This is a genomic window from Luteibacter yeojuensis, assembly GCF_011742875.1.
Lineage (GTDB): Bacteria > Pseudomonadota > Gammaproteobacteria > Xanthomonadales > Rhodanobacteraceae > Luteibacter > Luteibacter yeojuensis.
Window position 1 is genome coordinate 810672 of the sequence record NZ_JAAQTL010000001.1, and the last position, 22065, is coordinate 832736.

The 22065-nt window shown below is 66.4% G+C and carries 18 protein-coding genes; 7 read left to right on the top strand and 11 right to left on the bottom strand.

Features of this window, described 5'->3' with window-relative positions; genetic code table 11:
• Nucleotides 1-5 precede the first annotated feature (5 nt).
• Nucleotides 6-1310 carry an NAD(P)/FAD-dependent oxidoreductase gene (locus tag HBF32_RS03615; protein ID WP_166698260.1) on the bottom strand — a complete coding sequence of 435 codons (1305 nt, stop codon included), beginning with the start codon at nt 1308-1310 and terminating at the stop codon, nt 6-8.
• A 71-nt stretch (nt 1311-1381) separates the two neighbouring features.
• Nucleotides 1382-2836, bottom strand: a complete 1455-nt coding sequence (locus HBF32_RS03620) for a hypothetical protein (RefSeq protein WP_205287688.1) — start codon at nt 2834-2836, stop codon at nt 1382-1384.
• 161 nt (nt 2837-2997) lie between these two features.
• Here HBF32_RS03620 and HBF32_RS03625 point away from each other — a divergent pair, with 161 nt between their 5' ends.
• Both HBF32_RS03625 and HBF32_RS03630 read left to right on the top strand, forming a co-directional pair.
• Entirely contained in the window at nt 2998-3465 is a 468-nt protein-coding gene (locus HBF32_RS03625; protein WP_166698261.1) for a DUF1203 domain-containing protein, read from the top strand.
• Nucleotides 3466-3523: 58 nt separating this feature from the next.
• Entirely contained in the window at nt 3524-3661 is a 138-nt protein-coding gene (locus HBF32_RS03630; protein WP_166698262.1) for a hypothetical protein, read from the top strand.
• Nucleotides 3662-3713: 52 nt separating this feature from the next.
• Here the strand turns inward: HBF32_RS03630 and HBF32_RS03635 are convergent, their stop codons facing one another.
• From HBF32_RS03635 to HBF32_RS03645, 3 genes are all read right to left on the bottom strand, one after another.
• Nucleotides 3714-6596: a TonB-dependent receptor gene (locus tag HBF32_RS03635; protein ID WP_166698263.1), complete on the bottom strand. Its 2883-nt coding sequence runs from the start codon at nt 6594-6596 to the stop codon at nt 3714-3716.
• A gap of 248 nt (nt 6597-6844) precedes the next feature.
• Complete coding sequence (locus tag HBF32_RS03640; protein ID WP_166700415.1) at nt 6845-7666, bottom strand: alpha/beta fold hydrolase; 822 nt, start codon at nt 7664-7666, stop codon at nt 6845-6847.
• 250 nt (nt 7667-7916) lie between these two features.
• A complete protein-coding gene (locus HBF32_RS03645; protein ID WP_166698264.1) occupies nt 7917-8300 on the bottom strand; it encodes a TraR/DksA family transcriptional regulator in 384 nt (127 codons plus the stop codon).
• Nucleotides 8301-8469: 169 nt separating this feature from the next.
• Here HBF32_RS03645 and HBF32_RS03650 point away from each other — a divergent pair, with 169 nt between their 5' ends.
• From HBF32_RS03650 to HBF32_RS03665, 4 genes are all read left to right on the top strand, one after another.
• Nucleotides 8470-8928: a nuclear transport factor 2 family protein gene (locus tag HBF32_RS03650; protein ID WP_166698265.1), complete on the top strand. Its 459-nt coding sequence runs from the start codon at nt 8470-8472 to the stop codon at nt 8926-8928.
• 122 nt (nt 8929-9050) lie between these two features.
• Nucleotides 9051-10385 (top strand): lactate dehydrogenase, encoded by a 1335-nt coding sequence (locus tag HBF32_RS03655; RefSeq protein WP_166698266.1) that lies wholly within the window; start codon nt 9051-9053, stop codon nt 10383-10385.
• 83 nt (nt 10386-10468) lie between these two features.
• Nucleotides 10469-11125, top strand: coding sequence for a hypothetical protein (locus HBF32_RS03660; RefSeq protein WP_166698267.1), 657 nt, complete (start codon nt 10469-10471; stop codon nt 11123-11125).
• 138 nt (nt 11126-11263) lie between these two features.
• On the top strand, nt 11264-11572 hold the full coding sequence (locus HBF32_RS03665) for a DUF3247 family protein (protein ID WP_166698268.1): 309 nt from the start codon (nt 11264-11266) through the stop codon (nt 11570-11572).
• 5 nt (nt 11573-11577) lie between these two features.
• On the opposite strand, the gene HBF32_RS03670 is transcribed toward HBF32_RS03665, so the two are convergent.
• The 3 genes from HBF32_RS03670 to HBF32_RS03680 form a co-directional block, all read right to left on the bottom strand.
• Nucleotides 11578-14193: a bifunctional diguanylate cyclase/phosphodiesterase gene (locus HBF32_RS03670; RefSeq protein WP_166698269.1), complete on the bottom strand. Its 2616-nt coding sequence runs from the start codon at nt 14191-14193 to the stop codon at nt 11578-11580.
• Between the two features lie 95 nt (nt 14194-14288).
• Complete coding sequence (locus HBF32_RS03675) at nt 14289-16019, bottom strand: MOSC and FAD-binding oxidoreductase domain-containing protein (protein WP_166698270.1); 1731 nt, start codon at nt 16017-16019, stop codon at nt 14289-14291.
• Nucleotides 16020-16071: 52 nt separating this feature from the next.
• Nucleotides 16072-16698, bottom strand: a complete 627-nt coding sequence (locus tag HBF32_RS03680) for a phosphatase PAP2 family protein (protein WP_166698271.1) — start codon at nt 16696-16698, stop codon at nt 16072-16074.
• Between the two features lie 38 nt (nt 16699-16736).
• Between HBF32_RS03680 and HBF32_RS03685 the strand changes: the two genes are divergently transcribed.
• The gene (locus HBF32_RS03685) at nt 16737-17174 is read left to right on the top strand and encodes a low molecular weight protein-tyrosine-phosphatase (protein ID WP_166698272.1); all 438 of its coding nucleotides are present in this window, start codon (nt 16737-16739) and stop codon (nt 17172-17174) included.
• A 25-nt stretch (nt 17175-17199) separates the two neighbouring features.
• On the opposite strand, the gene HBF32_RS03690 is transcribed toward HBF32_RS03685, so the two are convergent.
• From HBF32_RS03690 to HBF32_RS03700, 3 genes are read right to left on the bottom strand one after another with little or no spacing between them, the layout of a single operon-like run.
• Nucleotides 17200-19338, bottom strand: coding sequence for a YjbH domain-containing protein (locus HBF32_RS03690; protein ID WP_166698273.1), 2139 nt, complete (start codon nt 19336-19338; stop codon nt 17200-17202).
• A complete protein-coding gene (locus tag HBF32_RS03695) occupies nt 19338-20699 on the bottom strand; it encodes a YjbF family lipoprotein (protein ID WP_166698274.1) in 1362 nt (453 codons plus the stop codon). Before HBF32_RS03695 ends, HBF32_RS03690 begins: the two co-directional genes overlap by 1 nt.
• Nucleotides 20700-20714: 15 nt before the next feature.
• Complete coding sequence (locus tag HBF32_RS03700) at nt 20715-22052, bottom strand: UDP-glucose dehydrogenase family protein (RefSeq protein WP_166698275.1); 1338 nt, start codon at nt 22050-22052, stop codon at nt 20715-20717.
• Nucleotides 22053-22065 lie beyond the last annotated feature (13 nt).

The window sequence follows — 22065 nt, forward strand, 5'->3', positions numbered from 1 at the left end:
GGCGGTCAATGCAACTTCACCGGCGGCAGGGTCGTATCCCGCAACCAGTCCGCCAGCCATAGCGCGTTGGCCTTCGCCCACCCATGCAGCGCGACGCGATGCATGTGCTGCAGCGATACGTAGACGGCTTTCGCCAGCAGCCCGCGCATCGGTATGGGCGTTCCGCCTTTCGCGACCACGGAAGGCAGTTCGCCCGTCGCCTTGTATTCGCCCAGCGACACCAGCGTTCCCTTGGAGTGGTAGACAAAGGACTCCACCTGTTCGCCGCGAACGGCGCGGGGGATGGCTCTCGCAAGGTAGTTCGCCTGCTGGTGAGCCGCCTGCGCGGTGGGCGGGACGGCGCCGCCGTGGGGAAGCACGGCAAATGCGCAGTCGCCGACGGCGTAGACGTTCGATACGCCCTTGGCGCGCAAGCGTTCGTCCACCACGATGCGCCGGTCCTTCGACAGCTCGAACGGCCCGAGGCCGGCGACGATCTCGTGTCCCGTCACGCCGGCGGCCCAGACGCGGATATCGCAGGGAACGACGTTTCCGTCGGAGAGATGGAACGCTTCGGGTGTCACGGCATCCACGCCGACGCCGAGCCGAACGTTCACACCCATGCCTTCCAGGATCCGTTGTGCCGAAGCTGATGTGCGCGGGTCCACGGCCGGGAGCACGCGCGATGCCATGTCCATCAGCGTGATGTCCAGCTTGGAAGCACCTTTGAGGCCGCCGTAGCGGTGCATGTCGTTGAACGCGTGGTGAAGCTCGGCAGCCAGTTCGACACCGGTCGCGCCCGCGCCGACGATGCCGATGCGGATGCGTTTTCCGGGATCGCCCGCGCTGCGCAGGGCGAGCGCGAGGATCTTCCGGCGCAAGGCCACCGCCTGGGCCGGGCTGTCGAGCATGTCGCAGTCATCGAGCACGCCCGGCGTGCCGAAGTCGTTCACGCGGCTGCCGAATGCCAGCACCAGCGTGTCGTAGGACAGCGACCTTGGCGGCAGGATCGGTTCGTCCGTGACCGGCATGCGTACTTCGTCCAGCGCGATGCGGCATGCCTCGACATCGACATGGTTCAGCGCACCTGGCTCGTAGCGGTACCCGTGCGCCTGCCCGTGAGCGAGGTACGACACGGCTTCCTCGCCATCACCCAGCAGGCCGGCGGCCAGCTCGTGCAGCCGCGGCTTCCAGAAATGACTGGCGTCCCGGTCGACCAGCACCACGTCGAGGTCGCGCCGTTTGCCCAGCTTCGTCGCCAGTTCGATGCCGGCCGCACCGCCGCCGACGATGACGACGGTATGTGGGCCGGGATCCTTCTTAAGATCCATCGGGTAGTCTCCGCTTCGCCTTTAGGGCAAGGATACCGGCCCGTTCGTCGGTTGCTTGCGAAGACTTGCCTTCAGGGCAACGACGCGATCCAGCGTTCCAGGGCCCCGGTGTCGACGAGGTCGCCGTCGTACGGATACTTCGGAACCAGCGCTACGTTGTTTCCACGGGTACGGCCGCGGTACACCTTCATGGCGGCGTTGAGACGACCGACGCCGCTGGGCAGGACGGTGCGGCGGATGTCCATGTACAGCGTGTCCGCCGAGGTTTCCGCGCCGACATGGATCGCGCCGAGTTCCAGCCACAGGTCCGCTGCATCGAGGCAGGCGGAACCGCAACCGCTGTCGGTCACCATGAAGATCCGCGCCTTGGGGGCGGGCAGCGCGGGATGGGAGGTCTTCGCTTCGACATCCGGTGGTGCGCGCCAGTAAGGCTTTCCGTCCTTCACGGACTTCTCCATGCCGGCAACGATGACGTCGGCCCATTGCAGCATCCGCCGCGACGAGCGAGGCGTCTTGCGCAACTCGTCGGCGAACTCCCGGATGGAGGCGATGTTGGCGGCCGAGGCACGCCAATCCACGATGTCTTCCTTGTCGGTCGCGGCCACGGCGGCCTCGCCCCAAATCGCCTCCGCGATCTGGCGGCTCCAGTCCGAGGAGCCGCCGTCGTTGCCGCGCAGGTCGAGGACGATGCGCGGCGCGGCGACGATGGTCTCGCGTTCGGCGCGCAGGCGGGCGATCAGCGGTTCCAGCGCCTTTGCCGCCGGGCCGCCAGGGGCACCGTCGAAATCGCTCAGCGCGATCCAGACGGTGCCGTCGGCCCACGTGCGGATACCGATCGGCTCGTGCGCGCGCTGATAGGTAGCCTTGAGGCGTGGAACGAGCGACGCGTTGTCGATGGGACGCCAGTCCAGCGTCACCGGGATGGACCGACCGGCGGCATCGAAGACGCAACGGGACGGGCGCGCGATCCACGGGTTCCCATGATCGAGGAACAGCTCGCCGCCGTGCGATACGCGCTGCGAATGCAACGCCCATCGTCCGACGAGGCTGCCGACATGGTCGGCGGCCAGGCGGTCGGCGGCCTTGCCATCGCAGGAAACGAGCCTCGCGCCGAGGGGCACCGGTGCATCGTCGGCGCGCGACACCACGCGTTGCACGTCCTTGCTGTCGAATGCGGTGAGGAAGCCGGGCCATCGCGCCGGGAGCCTGGGCTGGTCCTTGTCCGGCACGTAAAACCTGAGGTGGCCGTCGTCGAAGCTTGCCGCATAGGCCCGCATGGCGAAGAGGTACCCGGCGAAATCGCGGGTTCGCTTCGCGCGATCGAGTGCCGTCGCCAGTCCACGGTCGTTCGCCTTGGCGAACCCGGGATTCAGGGGATCCACTGGTCCGGGATGATTGGCGGCCAGGTCGTCGTGCATCGCCTGCGCGTCCTTGCGCAGGGCGGCCCCCCAGTCGGTGGCGACGGGCGCGGCGGCGATGGCGGCGAGCGGTAGCAGGCAGAACAGTCCGGCAAACGGGCGAATCATGGCGTCTCCTGTGCGCAAGGGACGATCTTTCGGCAGCCGGGCGCGCGGATCAAGGTGCGAAGGTCACTATGCCGTCCGGCAGGGGCGAGCAAGATCCGGATGGCCGGGTTTCCCATGAAGGCGGACGATGGATCCATCCCACCGCATCGAGGAGCCACGCCATGTCCTTCCGCATCACCGGTCTCGACCCCAAGCCCTTCATTCCCCTCTATGGCCTCGACGAGGCGGCGTTGCAGGCCCGCGGTGTCGTTCGCACGCGAGCGTCGGACGATACCGGTTATCCGGAACGCATCGAACTGCGCAACGCGCGCCGGGGAGAGTCCTTGCTGCTGCTCAACTTCGAACACCAGCCGGCGGATACGCCGTTCCGTTCCAGTCACGCCATTTTCGTGAGGGAGGGCGCCACCGAGCCTTACGACGCCTGCGACGAGATCCCGGAGCCGCTGCGGGTCCGCACCATCTCGCTGCGCGGCTTCGACGCCAGGCATTACATCGCCGATGCGCGAGTGGTGCATGGCGAACACCTGGCCGAGGCGATCGAGCAGTTGTTCGCCATGAGCAAGGTGAGCTACCTGCACGCGCACTACGCCGGCTACGGCTGTTATGCGGCGCGGGTGGACCGCGCTTGATCCCCCGGGGTGCCGGTGGCGTATAACAGGGGCATCTGCAGCCAGAGAGGGCAACCTCATGCCCGCCACCAGCGATTCCCCCGTCTGCCCGATCTGCCAGGGCACCGGCATCCTCGTCCACGTGGACGAGGAAGTGTGCTGCCAGGTGGAGGTGCCGTGCTGGGCCTGCGCGGTACCCGAATCGCGGGAAGACTGATCCGTCTCTCACATAGAGACGCTGGATTCCTGCTTTCGCAGGAAGGACGTTGTCAGAGCTTGTAGTTCACGCCGAACATCACCGTGCGGCCGTACTTGTCGTACTCCAGCGGCCGCGCCACCTTGACGCCGTTCGGCAAAGCCGCGATCTGCTGCGTCTTCATGGGCGAGTTCGTCAGGTTGTTCACCTGCAGCAGGATGGACAGGCCGTTCCACGTCCCGTGCTCGAAGGCGTACCCCAGCTGGAAGTCGGTCTGCTTGTCGGCAAGCACCTGCGTGTAACCGAGCTGGTCGAACAGGGCCACGGCCTCGCCGGTGAACGACGAGCGGTAACGTTCCGCGATACGCACCGACCAGCCGTATTTCTCGTAGTACAGCGCCAGGTTGGCCACCTTGCGCGACAGGCCGGGGAGGGTCGACGGGCTCCCGGGAATGCTGGACACCGCGCTCACGGGCAAGGAGCTGTTGGTGAGCGAGAAGTTCGCCTGCATGCCGAAGCCGTCGAGGGCGCGGGTGAGCAGGCCCAGTTCGAGCGCGCCCGAGAGCTCCAGCCCCTGCATCTTGCCGCCCGTGCCGTTTTCGGGCCGCGTGAACGAACCGATGTTGCTCGTCGGCGTGAGCGTCGGATTGTCGTTGGTGTACTTCGAGAAGTCGTAATCGAGGGTGGTCTGGTTATAGATGTAGTTCAGCAGGTTCTTGTTGAACACCGCCGCCGCCATATAACTCGCCGTGCCAAAATACTTCTCCCAGGAAAGATCCGCGCCCACCGCGATATACGGCTTGAGCCTGGGATTGCCGCCGCTGCCCGACCAGAGGACCTGGCCGGCCGCCGGACCGTCTTCGACCTGTGCGACGCTGGCCGACGTGGCCACCTTCTCGTCGTCGATGCGACCGCGCGCCATCGTCTTGGCGAGACCGAAGCGCAGGTACTGCTTGTCGGCGATCTCGGCCACGAGGTTCAGGCTGGGCAGCACCTTGGTGTATTTCGTGCCGTCCGAGATACGACCGACGAACGCATCGCCGTTGGTCTGGAAGGCCTCGGACGACTGGTCGCTGCGCACGGCCTGCACGCCCACGTTGCCGCGCAACGGCACGTCGCCCAGCGTCGTGTCGATGTTGAACTTCAGGTAGGCGACCGGCACCTTCTCCCGCACCGTGTAATTGCGGCTCCAGTCGGCCTGTCCATTCCGCTGCGTGAGATAGAACTGTCCGCCAAGCGCGCGCAGCACGTCGTAATTGAGGATCGCGGGGATACCGCCGTAACCGAGGTCGGTCGTGCCGCGCAGGTAGGACGGATCGATCGGCGCCGCGAAGCCGGGATCGTAGGTATCCGATTCGGAACCGTTGCCGTTGAGCCACGCGAAGAACACGTCGGCTTCCTTGGTCTTGCGGCGATCCGAGTAGTTGAAGCCGAGGGTGGCGTTGGAGAATATCCAGCCGACCGGATGGCTAACCTCGAAGCGGAAGGCCTTGATCGTGTCCTTCTGCTTGTCGAACTCCTCGCGGCCGTTATAGCCGTAGTTGTTCGGATCGGTGAAGAAGATCGCCGACGGGTCGGCGAAGTCCACGCCCGGCCTGAAATCGGGAAAGCCTTCGTGCACGGGCGTGGCGAAGTCGGTGGACGATGTCGCCCGGCCGGGCAGGCCGGCGAACAGGTAAGCGTCGTGCAAGCGCTTCTTCGCGCTGGAATAGGACGCGTCGGCCGTGATCGCCCAGCCGTTGCCGAAGTCGTACTGGTTGTTCCAGCCCGCGGAGAACAGCCGGTCCTTTTCCTTCGTGTAGTCGTTCTGCAGGACCGAATGCAGGCCGTCGATGTGGCCGGTGGTGACGATCGGATAGGGGAGGGCCGGCACGACACCCACGTTCGAATACGACACGTTGTCGTATGAACTGCTCGACCATTGCGCGCCGTTGAGGTACGTCTTCTGGTCGAAGGTGGAGTAATAGAGGTCCAGGGTGGAGTGGTAGTGGTCGTCGGGCGCCCATTCGAGCACGGTCATGAGGCCGTTGCGGAGCTGGTTTTCGGACTTGGCGCGCAGTTGCATGCCCTGCTGCGACAGCACGTTGTCCGGCATGCCCGGCGTATGCGGCGCACGCCAGTTCGTCTCGGCGCCCTGCGAGCCGTTGTCGAGGTTCCACCACCAGGCCTGGTACTGCTGTTCCTGCACCGGCGAATCGAGCTGCGCGACACCAACGGCGAGACCCAGCGTATGGTCGAGGAACTGGTCGATATACGAGAAGCTGGCGCGGTGCCCCGCGTCGCCCACGCCCGTGCCGTGGTTGAGGCTGCCGTTCGAGTTCGTCTCACCGCGCAGGTTGGCGGCGATGGCGCGCTTGGGAAGGTCCAGCGGCCGGATGGTATGCAGGTCCACCGTGCCGGAAAGGCCCTGGCCGATGAGGCTGGCATCCGGCGTCTTGTAGACGGCGGCGCCGCTGATGAGTTCGGAGGGATACTGGTCGAAATCGACGCCACGGTTCTCGCCGATGGTCGCCTGCTCGCGCCCGTTCAGGGTCGTGCCGGCGAAATCCGGCGACAGGCCACGGATGGATATCTGGTTCGCCCGGCCGTCCACGCGCTGCGTCGCGAGGCCGGACAGGCGCGCAAGGCTTTCCGCGATGCTGCTATCCGGCAGCTTGCCGATGTCTTCGGCGGAGATCGCCTCGATGATGTTGTCCGAGTTCTGCTTGGCCTTGATCGCGTTCTGGATACTGCCCTGGATGCCGGTGACGATCACGGCATCGAGGTTGCTCACGGCATCCGGATTCGCGGGGCGCTTGGACTTCGTGGTGGCGGTATCCGCCGGCTTCGCGGGAGGCGGTGTCGCCAGATCCTGCGGTGTCCGGTCCTGGGCGGAAGCACCGGTAGCGAAAGAAAGCGCGGCAGCGCACGCGATGGCAAGCGGCCGCAAGCCCACCGGCAGATGGCGACGAATCATTCAGTATTGTCCCCGCAAGTTTTTGCGGCGCCCCTCAGCGCCTTGCGGGGCGCAGGATGAGGGAGCGGCACACAACTGTCATCCTGCGTCGCAGCAGAATGCGGGGTTGCGGTTCAGGCCCGCGTTGACATCGCCTTCACCGAAGGTTGCAGGAGCCGCTGCAGCGGCGAGAAGGCCACGGGGCAATGAAGCGGCGAGGCAAGCCTCCTCGCCGCTATAGCGGCTCCTACAGAGCTGCGTTCAAGGCATCACGCCTTGATGAAGGCCAGCAGATCCTTGTTGAGCTCGTCGGCGTGCGTCGTCAGCATGCCGTGCGGGTAACCCTTGTAGACTTTCAGCTCACCCTTCTTCAGCAGCTTCACCGACAGCGGTGCCGAATCCGCGAACGGAACGATCTGGTCGTCGTCGCCATGCATCACCAGCGTGGGCACGTCGATCTGCTTCAGGTCTTCGGTGAAGTCGGTTTCGGAGAAGGCCTTGATGCAGTCGTAGTGCGCCTTGATGCCGCCGATCATGCCCTGGCGCCACCAGTTGCCCACGGTGCCTTCGTTTGCCGGGTTGCCCGGACGGTTGTAGCCGTAGAACGGGATCGGCACCTCGCGGTAGAACTGTGCGCGGTTGGCGGCCAGCTGCTTCCGGAAGCCGTCGAACACGGAGATGTCGAGGCCGCCCGGATTCGCGGCACTCTTCACCATGATCGGCGGCACGGCGCTCACCAGGACGGCCTTGGCGACGCGGCCCTTGCCATGCTTCGCCACGTAACGGGCCACTTCGCCGCCGCCGGTGGAGTGGCCGATGTGGATGGCGTTCTTCAGATCGAGGTGCTCGACCAGCGCCGCGACGTCCGCGGCGTACGTGTCCATCTCGTTGCCGGTGTCGGTCTGAGTGGAACGGCCATGCCCGCGGCGGTCGTGGGCGATGACGCGGAAGCCCTCGGCGAGGAAGAACATCATCTGCGCATCCCAGTCGTCCGAGCTCAGCGGCCATCCGTGATGAAAGACCAGCGGCTGGCCCTTACCCCAGTCCTTGTAGAAGATCTGGGTGCCGTCTTTGGTGGTGATGAATGGCATTGCGATGTCCTTCTTTGCAGTGGTTTTAGAAACGGGGGCGGCGCCGGCCGCGGCGTTGACGGCGAGGGAACCCACGCCGGCGAGCGTGCCGGCGGCGAGCACGCCGGCGTTGACGATGAAAGCGCGGCGCGACGGGTCGAGCGTCTGTTCGGGTGAGTTGCTCACGATTTAGCCTCGAAAGGGGGTTGCCTTGTCATTCTTCGGACTCCCCAGACGGGCGGATAGGACGCTCGTGCCCCCGTTTGGATGGTCAGCGCCGCCGCGAGAAGCGCTCCTGGTCCACGGCCTCCTCGACGGTGTAGCAGCTCTCCGGCACGGCCTCGAGGCGCTCGCGCGGGATGACCTCGCCGTTGCCGTCGCTGATGCCGTAGGTGCCTTCCTCGATCTTTTCCAGCGCGCGATCGACCGCTCCGATGCGAGCCTCGTTGTGGCTCAGGACCGCCTCGTCGTTGGCTAGATTGGCGAGACGGGTGCCGTCGTCGCTCGCGTCCTGCGGCTCCCCGCCGGCAGTCGTTTGCAGCAGTTGTTCGTCCTCCCCGGCGGCGTCGCCCACCTCTATGAGCTGGCGGCGCAGCTCAAGCAGACGCTGTTTCTGTTCGGCGAGGAAGGTGGCGTCGAGCTGTGTGACGGCCATTTTTGTAGCTCCGGTGGCAAGAAAGGGAACACCGACGTATAGCAGGCGAAGGGGAGGCGGGCTTGTCGATTTCTCTCGCGCTCGGACAGCTGTGCCTAAAGTCCCATGGCATCGGTCGCCGGCGCCCCGCTAGGATGGCCGGACGTCATCACGCGCCTGGGGAGACCGCATGAACGCTCGACTTATCGCCACCGCGGCCACGGTGTTCCTTGGCGGTCTCGCGGCCACGCCCTCCTTCGCCGTGACGAAGGACGAGGCCGCCGTGCTGGCACCGGTGCAGGCGATGTTCGACGGCATGGCGAAGTACGACCAGGAGGCCATGCGCGCCACGGTCCAGCCGGAAGGCAGCGTGGCCCTGCTGCGCAAGGGCAAGGTGGTGCGGATGACGCTGGGTGAGTTCGTCGACCACATCAAGCCGGGCAAGGACAAGATCCAGGAGCGCATCCACGATCCAATGGTGCGCATCGACGGCGACCTCGCCATGGTCTGGACACCGTATGAGTTCCTCATCAACGGCGAAGTGAAGCACTGCGGCACGGATCTGGTGCACCTGGTGCGCATGGACGGCCGCTGGTTCATCGCCGGCATCGCGGACAACAGCCGCGACGAATGTCCCGCCGGGCACTGACAGGTATCGGTGCCACAAAGCTCCGCAGCTTGTAGGAGAACATAGGACCTCCCACATAGTGCGGGTTCAAGTTCTGGCTTGCCTTGCCGTCACGCTTCCACAGGACCTGACGGACTTGAGGCATGATCGGAAGCGTAACGACAGTCGCCGGCGGTCCAGCCCCGGCAGCCGCGGGCGCGCCTGCTAAGGCGGAAGCCGTCACCTTATCCGCGCAGGCGGCTCCGCCGTCTGTGGTCGTCACGCTCAGCGGTCTCGACCAGGTGGCATCGCCGGCCACGTACGACCTGCTGCCCAGCATCGCCCCGGCGACCTCGCCGGTGGACGATGGTGTCCAGACCACGGCCCGGCTCACGATCAAGACCGCGAGTGGAAAGTCCGTGGTGCTCGGCACCCAGGGCGAGATTCAGGGCGGGGACGCGCTGGACGAAGCGGAACGCAGCGCGGTGGAAAAACTCGCCGGCGCACTCCATGAGGCCCTCGACGGGCTGGCGGCCGTTCCGCCGACGATGGATCTGGACGGCCTCCTTGCATTCGATCCCAAGGTGCTCGCTTCCGTCGACTTCAGCGCACAGGCATCCAACGGCAACGAGCCACCCACGACCCTCGCGTTCCATGCGGACGCAGTGTCCCGCAGTGTCCGGATGAACGGCACCGGCGGCACGATCGACATCGCCATCGACACGAGTTCGCCGGCGATCCTCGGCAGCGCCGCGCAGCGGGCCGCCGCGTTGGACCATCTCATGCGCCAGTTCGACCAGGCCGCTTCGCGCGGGCACGGCGACCGCGCGCTCGTGGCGATGTTCAAGGACGCCTTCGGTCAGCTGGCCGCGATCCGCGACACACCGCCGGGCACGGTGCCGATGCGGAGCGCTTTGTCGCCAAGCGAGCAGGCCGTGTTGACGGGCATGCCCGACTTCCACGCGTCGCTGGTCCAGGCGGCCGGCTCGCCGAATCCGCTGCGGCCCGGCGAGAAGGATGGGTTCTCCTACGAGGTATCGCAGGAGACGCAGGTGAGGGGCACCGATCCGCTCAACCGCGGCGTTGCGCAGCACCTGCGCGCGCAGTTGAAGGCCAGCTTCCACTCCTCGCCGACGGCCGGCGCATCGCTGATGCTCACCCTGGACCCGAAGTCGCAGAACTATCTCTATACGCGCATCGACGACATGGCCGACAGCCAGGCCGATATCTCCTACCGGAAGGGCAGGCTGGTGCAGGCGTCCATTGTGACGTCGGCCAGCCAGTCTACGGAGCAGTCCCGCTACGTCATGGGCAAGCTGGTGGAACAGACCGTGGTGCCTTATGAAGAGTCGGCCACGCACGACGTGCTTGGACTGCTCAAATCCATCGAGGACGACGGAAGCGCACCCACGCGTCGACGCCAGGCGGAGCGCGAGCAGGTGCTCGAACGGGTGCATGCCGACGTCGGGCTTGAAAGCGATCCATCGCGCCTGGCGTGAATGCCCGGCTGGCGGGCCGGCCTGAAACGTTTTATTTTCCCCGTTAGCTGCCCGTTGTCGGGCGAAGCCCTGGACCCGGTGCCATGACCGTCGGCCACCCCGAAGACTCCGCCCCCATGGGGGACGCCCTCTTTCGCCGGGAAGCGGCGCATGCATTGAGCGCTCCGTTGGGTGGGCTGATGCTGCAGGCGGAACTGGCCGATCGCTACCTGGAGAAGGACAGGATCGCATCGGCGCGCGATGCCCTGGCCACGCTGTCACGCGGCTTCGAGACCTTCGGGACGCAGTTCCGCGCGGTGTTTGCCGCCATGGCGGATATCGCCGAGGAGGGTGGCGAGCCCGGCGACCCGCGCGAGTGTCTGGCAGAGGCACTTGCCCGGCTTCGCGAGGCGTCGGCAAAGGTTGGCTACCGCGGCGTCTCGCCTCGTGTCGCGATGTCGTCTAAGGCCTTGCGCGCATTGATGCGGCATCTGGCGATGCTGGCTTCGGCCTCTGGCGCGGCCGAAGCGGAACTCGCCGCTACCACCTCGGGACACGAATGCGTGCTGTCGTTGACCGGGCCTGGGGCGGCCACGGTGACGCATGCCCGACCGTTCGATTCGCCCGCCGCCTTGCACTTCCTCGTGGTCCGCGAAATCGCCGCACGTCACGGCGGCCGGGTCGCCGCGGGCAACGCGCCCGGCGCCATCGCGCTGGTCGTGCTGCCCGTCGTTGACGCGGCGGTGGAACAAGCGCGCTAGTTCCTGCCGTCCGGCGTCTCTCGTCTTCGGCACGAGCGTTAAGGCGGCGTCACCGTACCCGCGAAGCCGCTCATTCGGTGCTCACCGAGCCTGCGCCACCCTGTTGCGACGATCCGGATCGCAGCGAGGAGACGAGTCATGGGACGCATTGCGGAAACCGTTTTTACCGATCCTTCCGACATCGCGCGCCTGGAGCGCTGGGTCGAGGAACTGGCCGTCAACGCCAGGGTTCGCGTGCACATCGCGGAAGGTCCGCCCGTCGAAGGCGTCGTGATGGTCACCCCCACCGTGCAGGTGTTCAAGACCCCTTCCGATGGCGAAGGCATCAATGGCGTCGTGAACCTCGAAGACCCCAGGCGACCCGGCTGGAGCGTCAGCGTATGGCTGGGCGATATCCTCGATGTGGAGCACATGGACTCCGTGGTGATGGGTACCTCGAAGGCCTGACCGGCTCAAAGCGAACGACCCATGCTGCCGACGCTTGCGTGAGCGGAGCGCGGGTGGGTGGCGAGATAGGCCAGCAGGCCGGCCAGCGGCATGGGCTCCACGATGTGGTAACCCTGGATCTGGTCGCAGCCGTTCTCGCGCAGCCATGCATACTGGCGCTCGCGCTCGACCCCCTCGGCCACCACCGTCATCCCCAGCGTATGCGCCAGGGCGATGATCGAGCGGCAGATCGATGCCGCGCGCTCGTCCGTATCGACGTCGACGACGAACGACCTGTCGATCTTGAGCGAATCGATCGGCAGGTCGCGCAGGTAGGCCATGCTGGAGAAGCCGGTGCCGAAATCGTCGAGCGCCACCTGTGTCCCCTGGGAACGGAGGGCCCGGAGCGCCGGCACCGCGCGCTCCTGTTCCATCAGGCTGCTTTCGGTGAGTTCCACCTGAAGCGCCTCCGGCGAGAGGTGGTGGGCCTCCGTGGTCGCCCTTACCTGGGCCGCCACGTCCGTGCGCTGGAACTGCACCGCGGACACGTTGATGGCGACCGGCAGGTTTCCGTATCCCGCCGCGGCGAGCGCGAGGCAGGCCTGCGCCGCGGCGTCCAGCGTCCAGCGTCCCAACGGGACGATGAGGCCGGTTTCCTCGCATAGCGGAATGAAGATACCGGGCGGAATGGATGTGCCGTCGGGCTGCGGCCAGCGGACCAGGGCCTCCAGCTTGCGCACCGTGCCTGTCGCGGCATCGACGATCGGCTGGAAATACATGACCAGCTCGTCCGAATCGATGGCCTGGCGAATGCGCGAGGCCATGGTGAGGCGCTCGACCGAACGCTCCGCCATGCTCGGCGCGAACACCTGGATGGGATGGTCGTCGTCGACGCGCAAGTGCGCCGCCAGAGCGGCGGCGGCGATCACCTGGCTCGCGAGGCGTCCGTCGGCGGGATGCGAGGCCGACCCGAGCTGCGGGTCCAGCGTGTGGAGCGTGTCGTTCACGACGACGGGTTCGGTGACCGCGCCGAGCAGACTGGCCACGATGTCGTCGCGGTGTGTCGCGTCGTTGATCGCGACGATGAAGCGCTCACCGGGACGATGGGCCACCATGCCGTGCGCGCCGCCGATAGCCGCGAACCGCGCGGCCACCTGGCGCAATACGTTGCGCCCCACCCCGAGGCCGAAGGTATCGCTGACCCGGTCCATGCCCCTCAGGTGGACATAGACGACTTCGTACCAGGCGCCGTCGCCGAGTCCGTGGTCGAGGTATTCCACCAGCGACTCGGTATTGGGCAGGCCGGTGACCACGTCATGGGTCGCGCGGTAAGTGAGGGCGCGCTCGGAACGCAGGCGCTCGGTGACGTCCTCGGCGAGCACGAGTCTTCCCTCGTGCCCCCCGAAGTCGAGGGTCGCCGCATGGATGCGCACGTCGAGGGTCGTACCGTCCTTGCGACGGTGGACCCATACCTTGCCGGGGGCGATCTCGTCCGGCGGCACGGGCGATGCGAAGAGGCCTCGCAGGATTTCGGCATCCTGTATCGAGCGGATGTCCGTGATCCGCATGGCCAGGAATTCCTCGCGCGAATAGCCGTAGTTGCGGACGGCAGCCTCGTTCACTTCGAGGAAGCGGAGCGTGGCGGTGTCGAATATCCAGTAGGGCAGGGGATTCTTGTCGAAGGCGAGGCGGAAGCGCGCTTCCGCTTCGGTCAGCTTGGCCTGTATCTGCATCCGTTCGACGATCTCCCGGACCTGCGTGCGCTCCACGGCGAGCAGGTGGCGGTAGAGGTAGACGAAACCGATGCAATAGACGAGGTAGAGGACAATGCTGAATAAGGCGAAACGGTACCAGGGACCGAGGACGCTGGCAGTGGCCACGCCTACGCCGACCCATAGGGCGTGGTCGTCAGGACCGCTCGAGGCCACCATGCGATCGACGCCGTCGATGCGGCTTACGCGGCGGTCGCTGCCGGGATCGAAGGGTTCGAACAGGCTACCGACCGAATCCCCGACGATGCCGGGCGCATTGCCCGTACGCGCGATGATCTTGCCGTAGCGATCGGTGATCGCCGCCGCGCCCTTGGCGCCGACATGCAGGTGTTCCACGATGTCCTGCAGCTGGCTTTGCCTGAGGCGGGCTAGGACCCAGCGCCCCCCTGCGGCGGGAACGGCGAGCGGAAGCACCCACTGCCCGCGCCGGGACTCGAGAGGCCCCAGGCGGAGCTTGCCCCTGGTCGCCCGGTCTTGGGTCCAGGCGGGCAGGGAGGGATCGCCTTCGCCGGCGGTGATGGCCTTGCCATTCGCGTCAACGAACAGGAGGTCGGCGATCTCTGCCTGGCGGCTGGCGACGCCAGCCATGTTTTCGGAGATGAGTGCGGGGGCGTTGAGCGGAACCGTGGCCATCAACTGGCTGCCGTCGGCGGCGATGCCTTCCATCGCCCTCTGCAGGTTCCGCAGCTGCGCACTGAGCAACCGCTGCCCGCCGTCGGCGATGGCCATATTCTGTGCACGCGCCGCGTCGATACGCCGGGTGTAATCGGTCCTGAGCACCAGGGTCAGCGCGATGCCGAGGATCAGCGCCAGTACACCACCGACCATGCGGACCAGCCGCGCGGAACGATAATGTGCTGCTTCGGCCATGGACGCTCGCTGGCGGCGGTGACGGTTTCACCCCGGTCGAAACTAACAACCTCGCCTGCCGACGGCAAGTCGTCGCGCGTCACGCATCCGTGACACTAAAGATCGAGCGAAACCGCCCCTCGCGGCGCCGAGCAGCAGATCAGGACGTCGCCGTCCGGCGGTGGCGTGAGCGGGTCGGGCGCGTAGGCGACGGCGCCGTCGACGAGTCCGCACTGGCAGGTATGGCACACGCCCGTCCGGCACGACCAGCGAACGGCGACGTCGCATGCCTCGGCGAGCTCGAGCAGGGACCCGAAGCGTGGATCCCAGCGCACGCTCAGCCCGCTACGACTGAAGGTCACCATCGGTCCGGTGCCCTCCGCGGCCGGCGGATGCGGCGCACGGCCTGTCCCGCTCGTGGTGCCGGGCGTGATGGCCGCTTCCGGGCCGAAGGTTTCGCTATGGATGCGCTCGCCGGGGACGCCAAGTTCGTGAAGGTCGTCGAGCATCTGCCGCATGAAAGGCTGCGGACCGCAGAGGTAATAGTGTCCATCCGACGGCAAGGCCATGCCCTCGAGTTGCGCGCGGTCGATCCGCCCGGCGATATCGTAGTCGCGGCCTTTCCTGTCGTCTTCCGCGGGCCGGCTGTAGAAGACCGTCGCCCGTGCGTCGGGCAGCTTCGCGACCGTCTCGCGCACTTCTTCCGCGAAGACATCCTCGCTGCCGCGACGGGCGCAATGGATCCACCAGACCGCGCGCGGCGCGGGCTCCGCGGTCAGCGCGCGCAGCATGGAAAGGAGCGGCGTGATGCCGATGCCCGCGCTGGCGAGGATCACCGGCGAGCCGTCCGTGACCAGCGCGAACTGCCCGCGCGGCGCGCTGGCCTCCATGCGCTGGCCCGCGGTGACGTGGTCGTGCAGGAAACGACTGCCTTCTCCTTCGGCTCGTTTGACGCTGATGCGGTAACTGCGCCCTGGCACGTAACCGGAAATGGAATAGCTGCGCAGGATCGGCGGGAGGTCCGCTCCCCGGTCGACCCGCAGCGCGAGGAACTGCCCGGGGACGGGGGGCGGCAGGGACGTTCCGTCGGCGCTGACGAGTACGAACGAGCTGACCGCGTCGCTTTCGCGGCGGACGCTCTCCACGACGAGGTCGCGGTAGCCGTTCCATGCCGGCGCCACCTGGGTCGATGCCTTCGGACGCGCCTCGTCCTCGAGCATCTGCGCGAACGACTGCTTCCATCCGGGGCTCAGCGCAGGGATGCGCAGCGCGCGCTCCAGCGCGTCGCGCGAATGGCCGGGAAGGTAGAGGAGGGCGTCCACGTCGGCCACGGTCAGGTCTTCCGGGCCCTGCGAGACCTTTTCGATCGTGTCGCCGGCCCCGATCTCGCCTTCTTCGATCACCCGGAAATAGAAGCCGGGGCGATGGTGCGCCACCAGCAGCGACGCCATCTGCGGATGGTTCATGCGGATGCCCACGCGGTAGCAGGTGACGCGGGGCTGGGTGACCTCGAAAAGCGCGCCGCCGATACGGTAACGGTCGCCGATGCGCACCTCGTTGTCCGGCAGTCCCTCGATGGTGAGGTTTTCGCCGAACTGGCCGTAGTCCAGTGGGGGGCGTTCGAGGAAGGCTTCCCAGTAACGATACGACTCGATCTGATAGACCATCACCGCACGGTTGGGGCCGCCATGCCCGGCCTTGTCGGCCTGGCCGTCGCCGTCGATATTGAGCGTGCGGACCATGACCCGTCCCGGGACGGGAGCCTTGAAGATGCCGGTGCGCACGATGCGGCCTTCCCATTCCACGTCGCGCGGCAGGCCCACGTTGACCGAAAGCACGCTTGCCATGGGACTTCTCCGTCGTTGCCGCAGCATAGACTCGTTCTATGCGGGCGGGCGGTCAACCGGGCGGTCCGGGGCGGGTGAAGACGCCGGGGTGGCCGCTCAGCCACACGGCCATGTCCTGCAACAGGTGCTGCGACGGAAACACCCGCCCGTAACAGAGCAGCAGGATCGCCAGCGCACCGCCACCGAGCGCAATCCTGCGCCAGCGGGCGGCTTCGCCCGGCACCGCGGATGGCGACGAAAGCACGCGCAGGAACCAGGAGACGACGAGCGCGCCGAGCGCGCCGCCCAGCCATACTTCCGATAGGCTGTGGAATCCGAGCGCCAGCCGGGATACGCCCACCGCGAGGCCGACCGTCGATGCCAGCGCGATCGCCGCGCGGCGCCAAGCGATCGGCCCTTCGCGCGTGAGCAACGCCGCCAGCGTGGGCCAGACGAGGATGGCGAGCGCGGTGTGCCCGCTGAAGCCGGTGTAGTCGAGCCACGGCGGCCGGATGCCCCACGCCATGAACAGCAGCTTGGAGAGCATCACGCATCCGCCGCATACGGCGATGGCCAGCAGCCAGCCCCACGCATCGCGCTTGCAAGGCGGCGGCAACATCAGGCAGATCGCCATCCAGCCCATCATCGGCAGCAGTACCGCACTGTCGCCAAGTGCGGTGATGGCCATCCATATCGTCACGTGCGGCTCTCCTGTCGGTCGTCTATTATGGTCACACCATGTTCCAGCGCATATTGATCGCCTGTATCGGCAACATCTGTCGTAGTCCCACCGCGGAATACCTGCTCCGGCACCGCCTCGGTCCGGACCACGCCGCAACGGTCTCGAGCGCAGGTCTCGGCGCCATGACCGGGCACCCCATGGATGCCACCGCGCTGGAGGTATTGCTCGAACATGGCGTCGACGGCGAGGGGCACGTTGCCCGCCAGCTGGATGCGAAACTGCTGCGCCAGTCCGACCTGATCCTCGCCATGGAGCGAAGCCACGTCGATGCGATCCGGCGCATGGCGCCGGAAGCGAGCGGCAAGGTCTTCCTCCTCGACAAATGGTTGGGCGGACGCGATATCCCGGATCCGTACCGGCAGCGCCGGCCGGCTTACGAGCAGGCCTATGCGCTCATAGATCAGGGTGTGAACAGCTGGTTGCGCTACCTCTAGATCGCCTCCGCGGCGGTGTCCTTCGTCAGTCCCGGATCTTCTCCAGGTTCTTGTCGAACAGATCGCTGTCCAGGTCGTTGGTGAGCGTATACAGGGTGTAGCGCTTGTTGAGGCGCGCGCCGCCGTCGCGTATCAGGGGTTGCCAGAGCAGGGTGGCGCGGCTGCGCGAGGAATGCGGCAGCAGCATATCGAAGGGGATGGATACATAAATGCCCTTGTCGAAGCTGCCTTCGCCATAACCCGCGCTGCCGGATTTATTGGTCACCGTCGCATAGGCACCCATGCGCGCGCCGTTGTGGAACTCGCGCGACACGTCGATCGTGGTTCCCCAGTCGCCGGCCAGGTAGCGACCCACGCTCACCGCCACGGTGACGTCGTGGAAGCCGGTGTCGAGGTAGCCGGTGGCCTGGCCGGTGATCACATGGTATTTGCGTAGCGAGAAATCCTGGTCGAAGCCGCGCTGCTTTACCCAGTTGATGTCGGCGCCCACGGCCCAGCGTTCGCCGAAGGGGCGATAAAGCACTTCGCCGCCTGCGCCGGCATACATGCTTTCGAGCATGCCCGCATAGGCCAGTCCGTAAAGATCCTGGCCCAGACGACGGGTGCCCGTGAGCTGGAAGTTGGGCATCGTGACGTCCGAACCGGTGAGGTACTGGCGCAGGTTCGTGCGCACGCGGGACAGGTTGCTCGGCGCGTCGTATTTGAACTTGTCGTAGTTGTTGGCGACATTGACCGTGAGCACGCCGTCCAGCCACAGGTTGCGGCTGACGTTGAACCTGCCCGAAGCCGCACCGTACACCTGATAAAGGACGAAGGCGTCCGGACCCCCGAGGTTCTGCTGGTACCCCAGCGAGACGCCTCCCGTGAAACGCTTCAGCGGCGCACGGTAGAGCACCTCCTCGTCGCGCGGGGTCACCGGATCCTGTTCGACACTGCGACGGAAGTCGGCCAGGTCGAGGCGGTTGTCCAGCAGCTCGATGAAGCGCGGCCGGTGTACGCTGGTCTCGACCATGGGCATGCCATTGCGCTCGCTGGCTATCGTGAGCCAGCCGATGCTCTCGTCCACGCGGTTGTCGATAATGCGGGTGGCGCGGCCGACACCTTCCGCCGGATAGAAGAAGCGTTGCTGCTCGCCGTGCACGACGAGTTCGGAACCGCGCCGGCCGATGCGAGATACGTCGATGCCCGCATTGTCGTGGAGCTCTTTCGCAACCGCAGGCCAGTCGACCTGCTCCGGCGTCTTCCGTTCCGGCGGCGGTGTGCCGGCTTGCCTGGTTTCGACGGCGACCGGCTCCGGCTTCGGATCGAACGACTTCGGGGGATCGACATGTGTCGCGAGGTTGCTGTGCAGGTTGAGACCGGCGGTCACGACCTTGCCGCGCTCGTAGCCCACCGTCAGGTCCACATTGCGGTTGATCCGGAACACCGCGCCGAGGTTTACCGGCCACCGCTCCGGCTGGTTGTTTTTCTGCGGCTGGTGCTTGTAGTCGTTGCCGTCCAGTTCGGCCTTGAGCAGCAGCCAGTCCCATGGCGACCGGTATTCGACCCCGCCGAAGAAGCCGGGGCGGCCGCGAAGGAATTTGTTCGTGCTGAACTTTCCCGTGCCGGTGCCGCCAGTCGGGCGCGTCTCGAAGCGGTCGCTGATGACGTTCAGCGGGTTCGCGATGTCGCCGCGTGCGCCCATGTAGCCCCAGGCCAGGCCGAGGCTGAAGTCGAAGGGGCCCGCGCGCTTGCTGGTCACGACGTACTCGCTGGAAAAAAGCCCTGTACCGCCGATGTCGCGCGCGCCCACCGCCACGGCGGGAAGCCAGCGGCTTTCCTCCCAAAGGCGCACCTTGGCGTCGATCGATTTGTCTTTGTAGGTCTGGCTTCCGCTGAGCGAACGCGGTCCGTAAAGCCGGTTACTGACATTGGTGTAGCGAAACGAGCCCTCCAGCCAGGGCAGGGGCTGCATCGACACGTTGTAGTTCGTATAGGGCGTGGTGCGGCTCAGCACGAAGCTGAATTCGCCTTCGCGCGCCATGCGTGCGGTCGGCGTCTGCAGGAGGCCCACACCGCCGAAGTCGCTCTGCGTGTACGTCTCTTGCGCATGGGCGAGACCGGCGCTGCCGGCGAGCAGGGCGAGGGCGGCGCGGCAATAACCATGCAAGGCGGTCCGTCGCATCACCGCCACCCGCTGTCGCCCGGCACCTGGGTGGCGAGGAAGGCCGCGACGTCGCGGTTGAAATTGGCGTCGGCCGCACCGGCGATGGCGTGCCGGTCGAACGGCACATAGATCCAGGCGCCGGGTGCGAGGGGGCGCGGCTTGTCGCGGTTCCACAAGGCGATACCTTGTTCGGCCACGGTGCCGTCGGGCTGCACGACGTAAATCAGGTTGGGATCGGCGGCATCCGATCCAGGGCAGGCAGAAAGATAGAGCCTTGCATCCTGCATCGGCACATGCGGCAGACGGCAGGGCTTCTCGACGGCACCCACCACGCGGACGTCCGCGGGGCGGGGTGGATAGACCAGCGTGTCGCCGTCCTCCATGGGCCGGTTCTCGGTGGGCGTGACCTCGAGCCGAACTGGATCCAGCGGAACGCCTGCATGTCTTCCGGTGACAGGCAGGCCTGAAAGCCAGGCCTGGAAATCCCTGGCTGCGCCGGACACGGCCATGTCGCCGCTGCCGAGGGCCTGGTTGCGAATGGCACCGAGTTCATAGTCCAGACCGGCACGCAGGCGCAGTTGCTCGCGTTTCAGCGAAGGCTGCAGCCATGCGGCACCGAGCAGGTAGGCATCCGGCGTGATCTGGGCGGCGCCGGCGTCCGACAGACGCGCGCCGGTCTGGGGTGCGCCGGGGGCAGGCTTGCCGGTGTCTTCCGCGGATGCGCTCCCGCGATAGGGCTGCAACTGGATCAGTTCGAGAGGAAGCCCTGGCGCAACGTATTGCCGGCTTTTCCAGATGAACCCGTCGGCTGGATCGACCCAGTATCGGTTGGTCATGCTCACGCCGGCGGAAGGCACGGAAACGTGCTCGTCGATGCGCCGGAGGCGATGCACGGTGCCGAGGATGTCGACGTCCTCGAGCGCCTTGGGTTCGAGCCGCGCCTGGGCCAGCACGCCGTAGCGATAGTCCGGCGACCAGTCCAGCCGACGCGTGTAATCGACCGGCGCAACGAGGTGCTGCAAGCCGTCATGGAACGGATTGGCGCCGGGAATCGCCGAATCGTCGAGGTTCTGCGGCAGGCCGATCGTCTTCACCACCAGCCCGTCGCGCGTGAACAGCACGTCGTGCCCGGAGCCGTACCAGCCGAGTTCGCCGTTCGCCACGCGAGCCAGGATCAGGATGGCTTCGCCATCCGGACCGTTGGCCTGCATCTGGAAGTAAGGCGTGGCTGCCACCGATTCCGCCGTGGGATGCACGGATGGCCGTCGCATCGCCAGGCGAATGGATTCCAGGCTGCCACGCGACACCGAGGAGCAGGCGGTCAAGGCGACCAGTACCAGCCCCAGGATGCCGTGGAGGAAAGTCGCGCGGCGGACCATGCGTTGCCGGCGCCCTCAGCGCTGCAGGGACCGGCCGCGTCCTATGCCGTAGTAAGCGATGCCGGCGTCTTCCACGGCGCGGGGGTCGTAGAGGTTGCGCCCATCGAAGATGGCAGGGTGGCCCAGTTCCGCCTTGATCCGGGCGAAGTCGGGGCTGCGGAAGGTCTTCCACTCCGTCACGAGGGCAAGCACGTCGGCGCCTTTCAAAGCGTCGTACGCATCGTCGCAGAGCACGAGGTCCTCGCGCTCTCCATAGATACGCTGCGTTTCCCCGCGTGCCTCGGGGTCGTAGGCGCGCACGCTGGCACCCGCCGTCCACAGTGCTTCCATGAGCTTGCGGCTGGGCGCCTCGCGCATGTCGTCGGTATTGGGCTTGAACGCAAGACCCCATACGGCGACGGTCTTTCCCTTGAGATGCCCATCGAAGTAGCGGGAGATCTGCTCGTAGATACGCGTCTTCTGGTCGGCGTTGACGGCCTCCACCATGGCGAGCAGTCGCGCGTCGTAGTCGTGGCCGCGGGCGATCCTCTCGAGCGCCTGCACGTCCTTCGGGAAGCAGGAGCCGCCATAGCCCACGCCGGGATAGATGAAGTGGTACCCGATACGCGGATCCGCACCGATGCCCTGGCGCACCAGTTCCACATCGGCCCCGACACGCTCGGCGATATTGGCGATTTCGTTCATGAAACTGATCTTCGTCGCCAGCATCGCATTCGCGGCGTACTTGGTCAGTTCCGCGGAACGCTCGTCCATCACCACCATGCGGTCGTGGTTGCGGTTGAACGGTGCGTAGAGCTTGCGCAGACGCGCCACGGCCCGGTCGCTGGACGCGCCCACCACGATGCGGTCCGGACGCAGGCAGTCCTCCACCGCGTCGCCTTCCTTCAGGAATTCAGGATTCGATACGACGTCGAAGTCGGCCGCGGCGCCGCGCTCGACCAGCACGTCGTTCACGGCGCGGCGTACGCGGTCCGCCGTGCCTACCGGCACGGTGGATTTGTTGACGATCACGGCATAGCCGTCGAGGTGCTCGCCGATGGTACGCGCCACACCCAGCACGTACTTCATGTCGGCGCTGCCGTCCTCGTCGGGCGGCGTACCCACGGCGATGAAGATGAGTTCGCCGTGTGCGATCGCGGGTGCCGGGTCGGTCGTGAAGTCCAGCCGGCCGGAGGCGTGGTTGCGCTTGACGATGGGTTCGAGGCCGGGCTCGAAGATGGGAACGATGCCCTGCCTGAGGCCGTCGACCTTGGCCTGGTCCACGTCCACGCAGACCACGTGGTTGCCCATCTCCGCGAGGCAGGCACCGGTGACCAGACCCACGTAGCCGGTGCCGAAAATGGTGACCTTCATTTGTGTCGCCTGT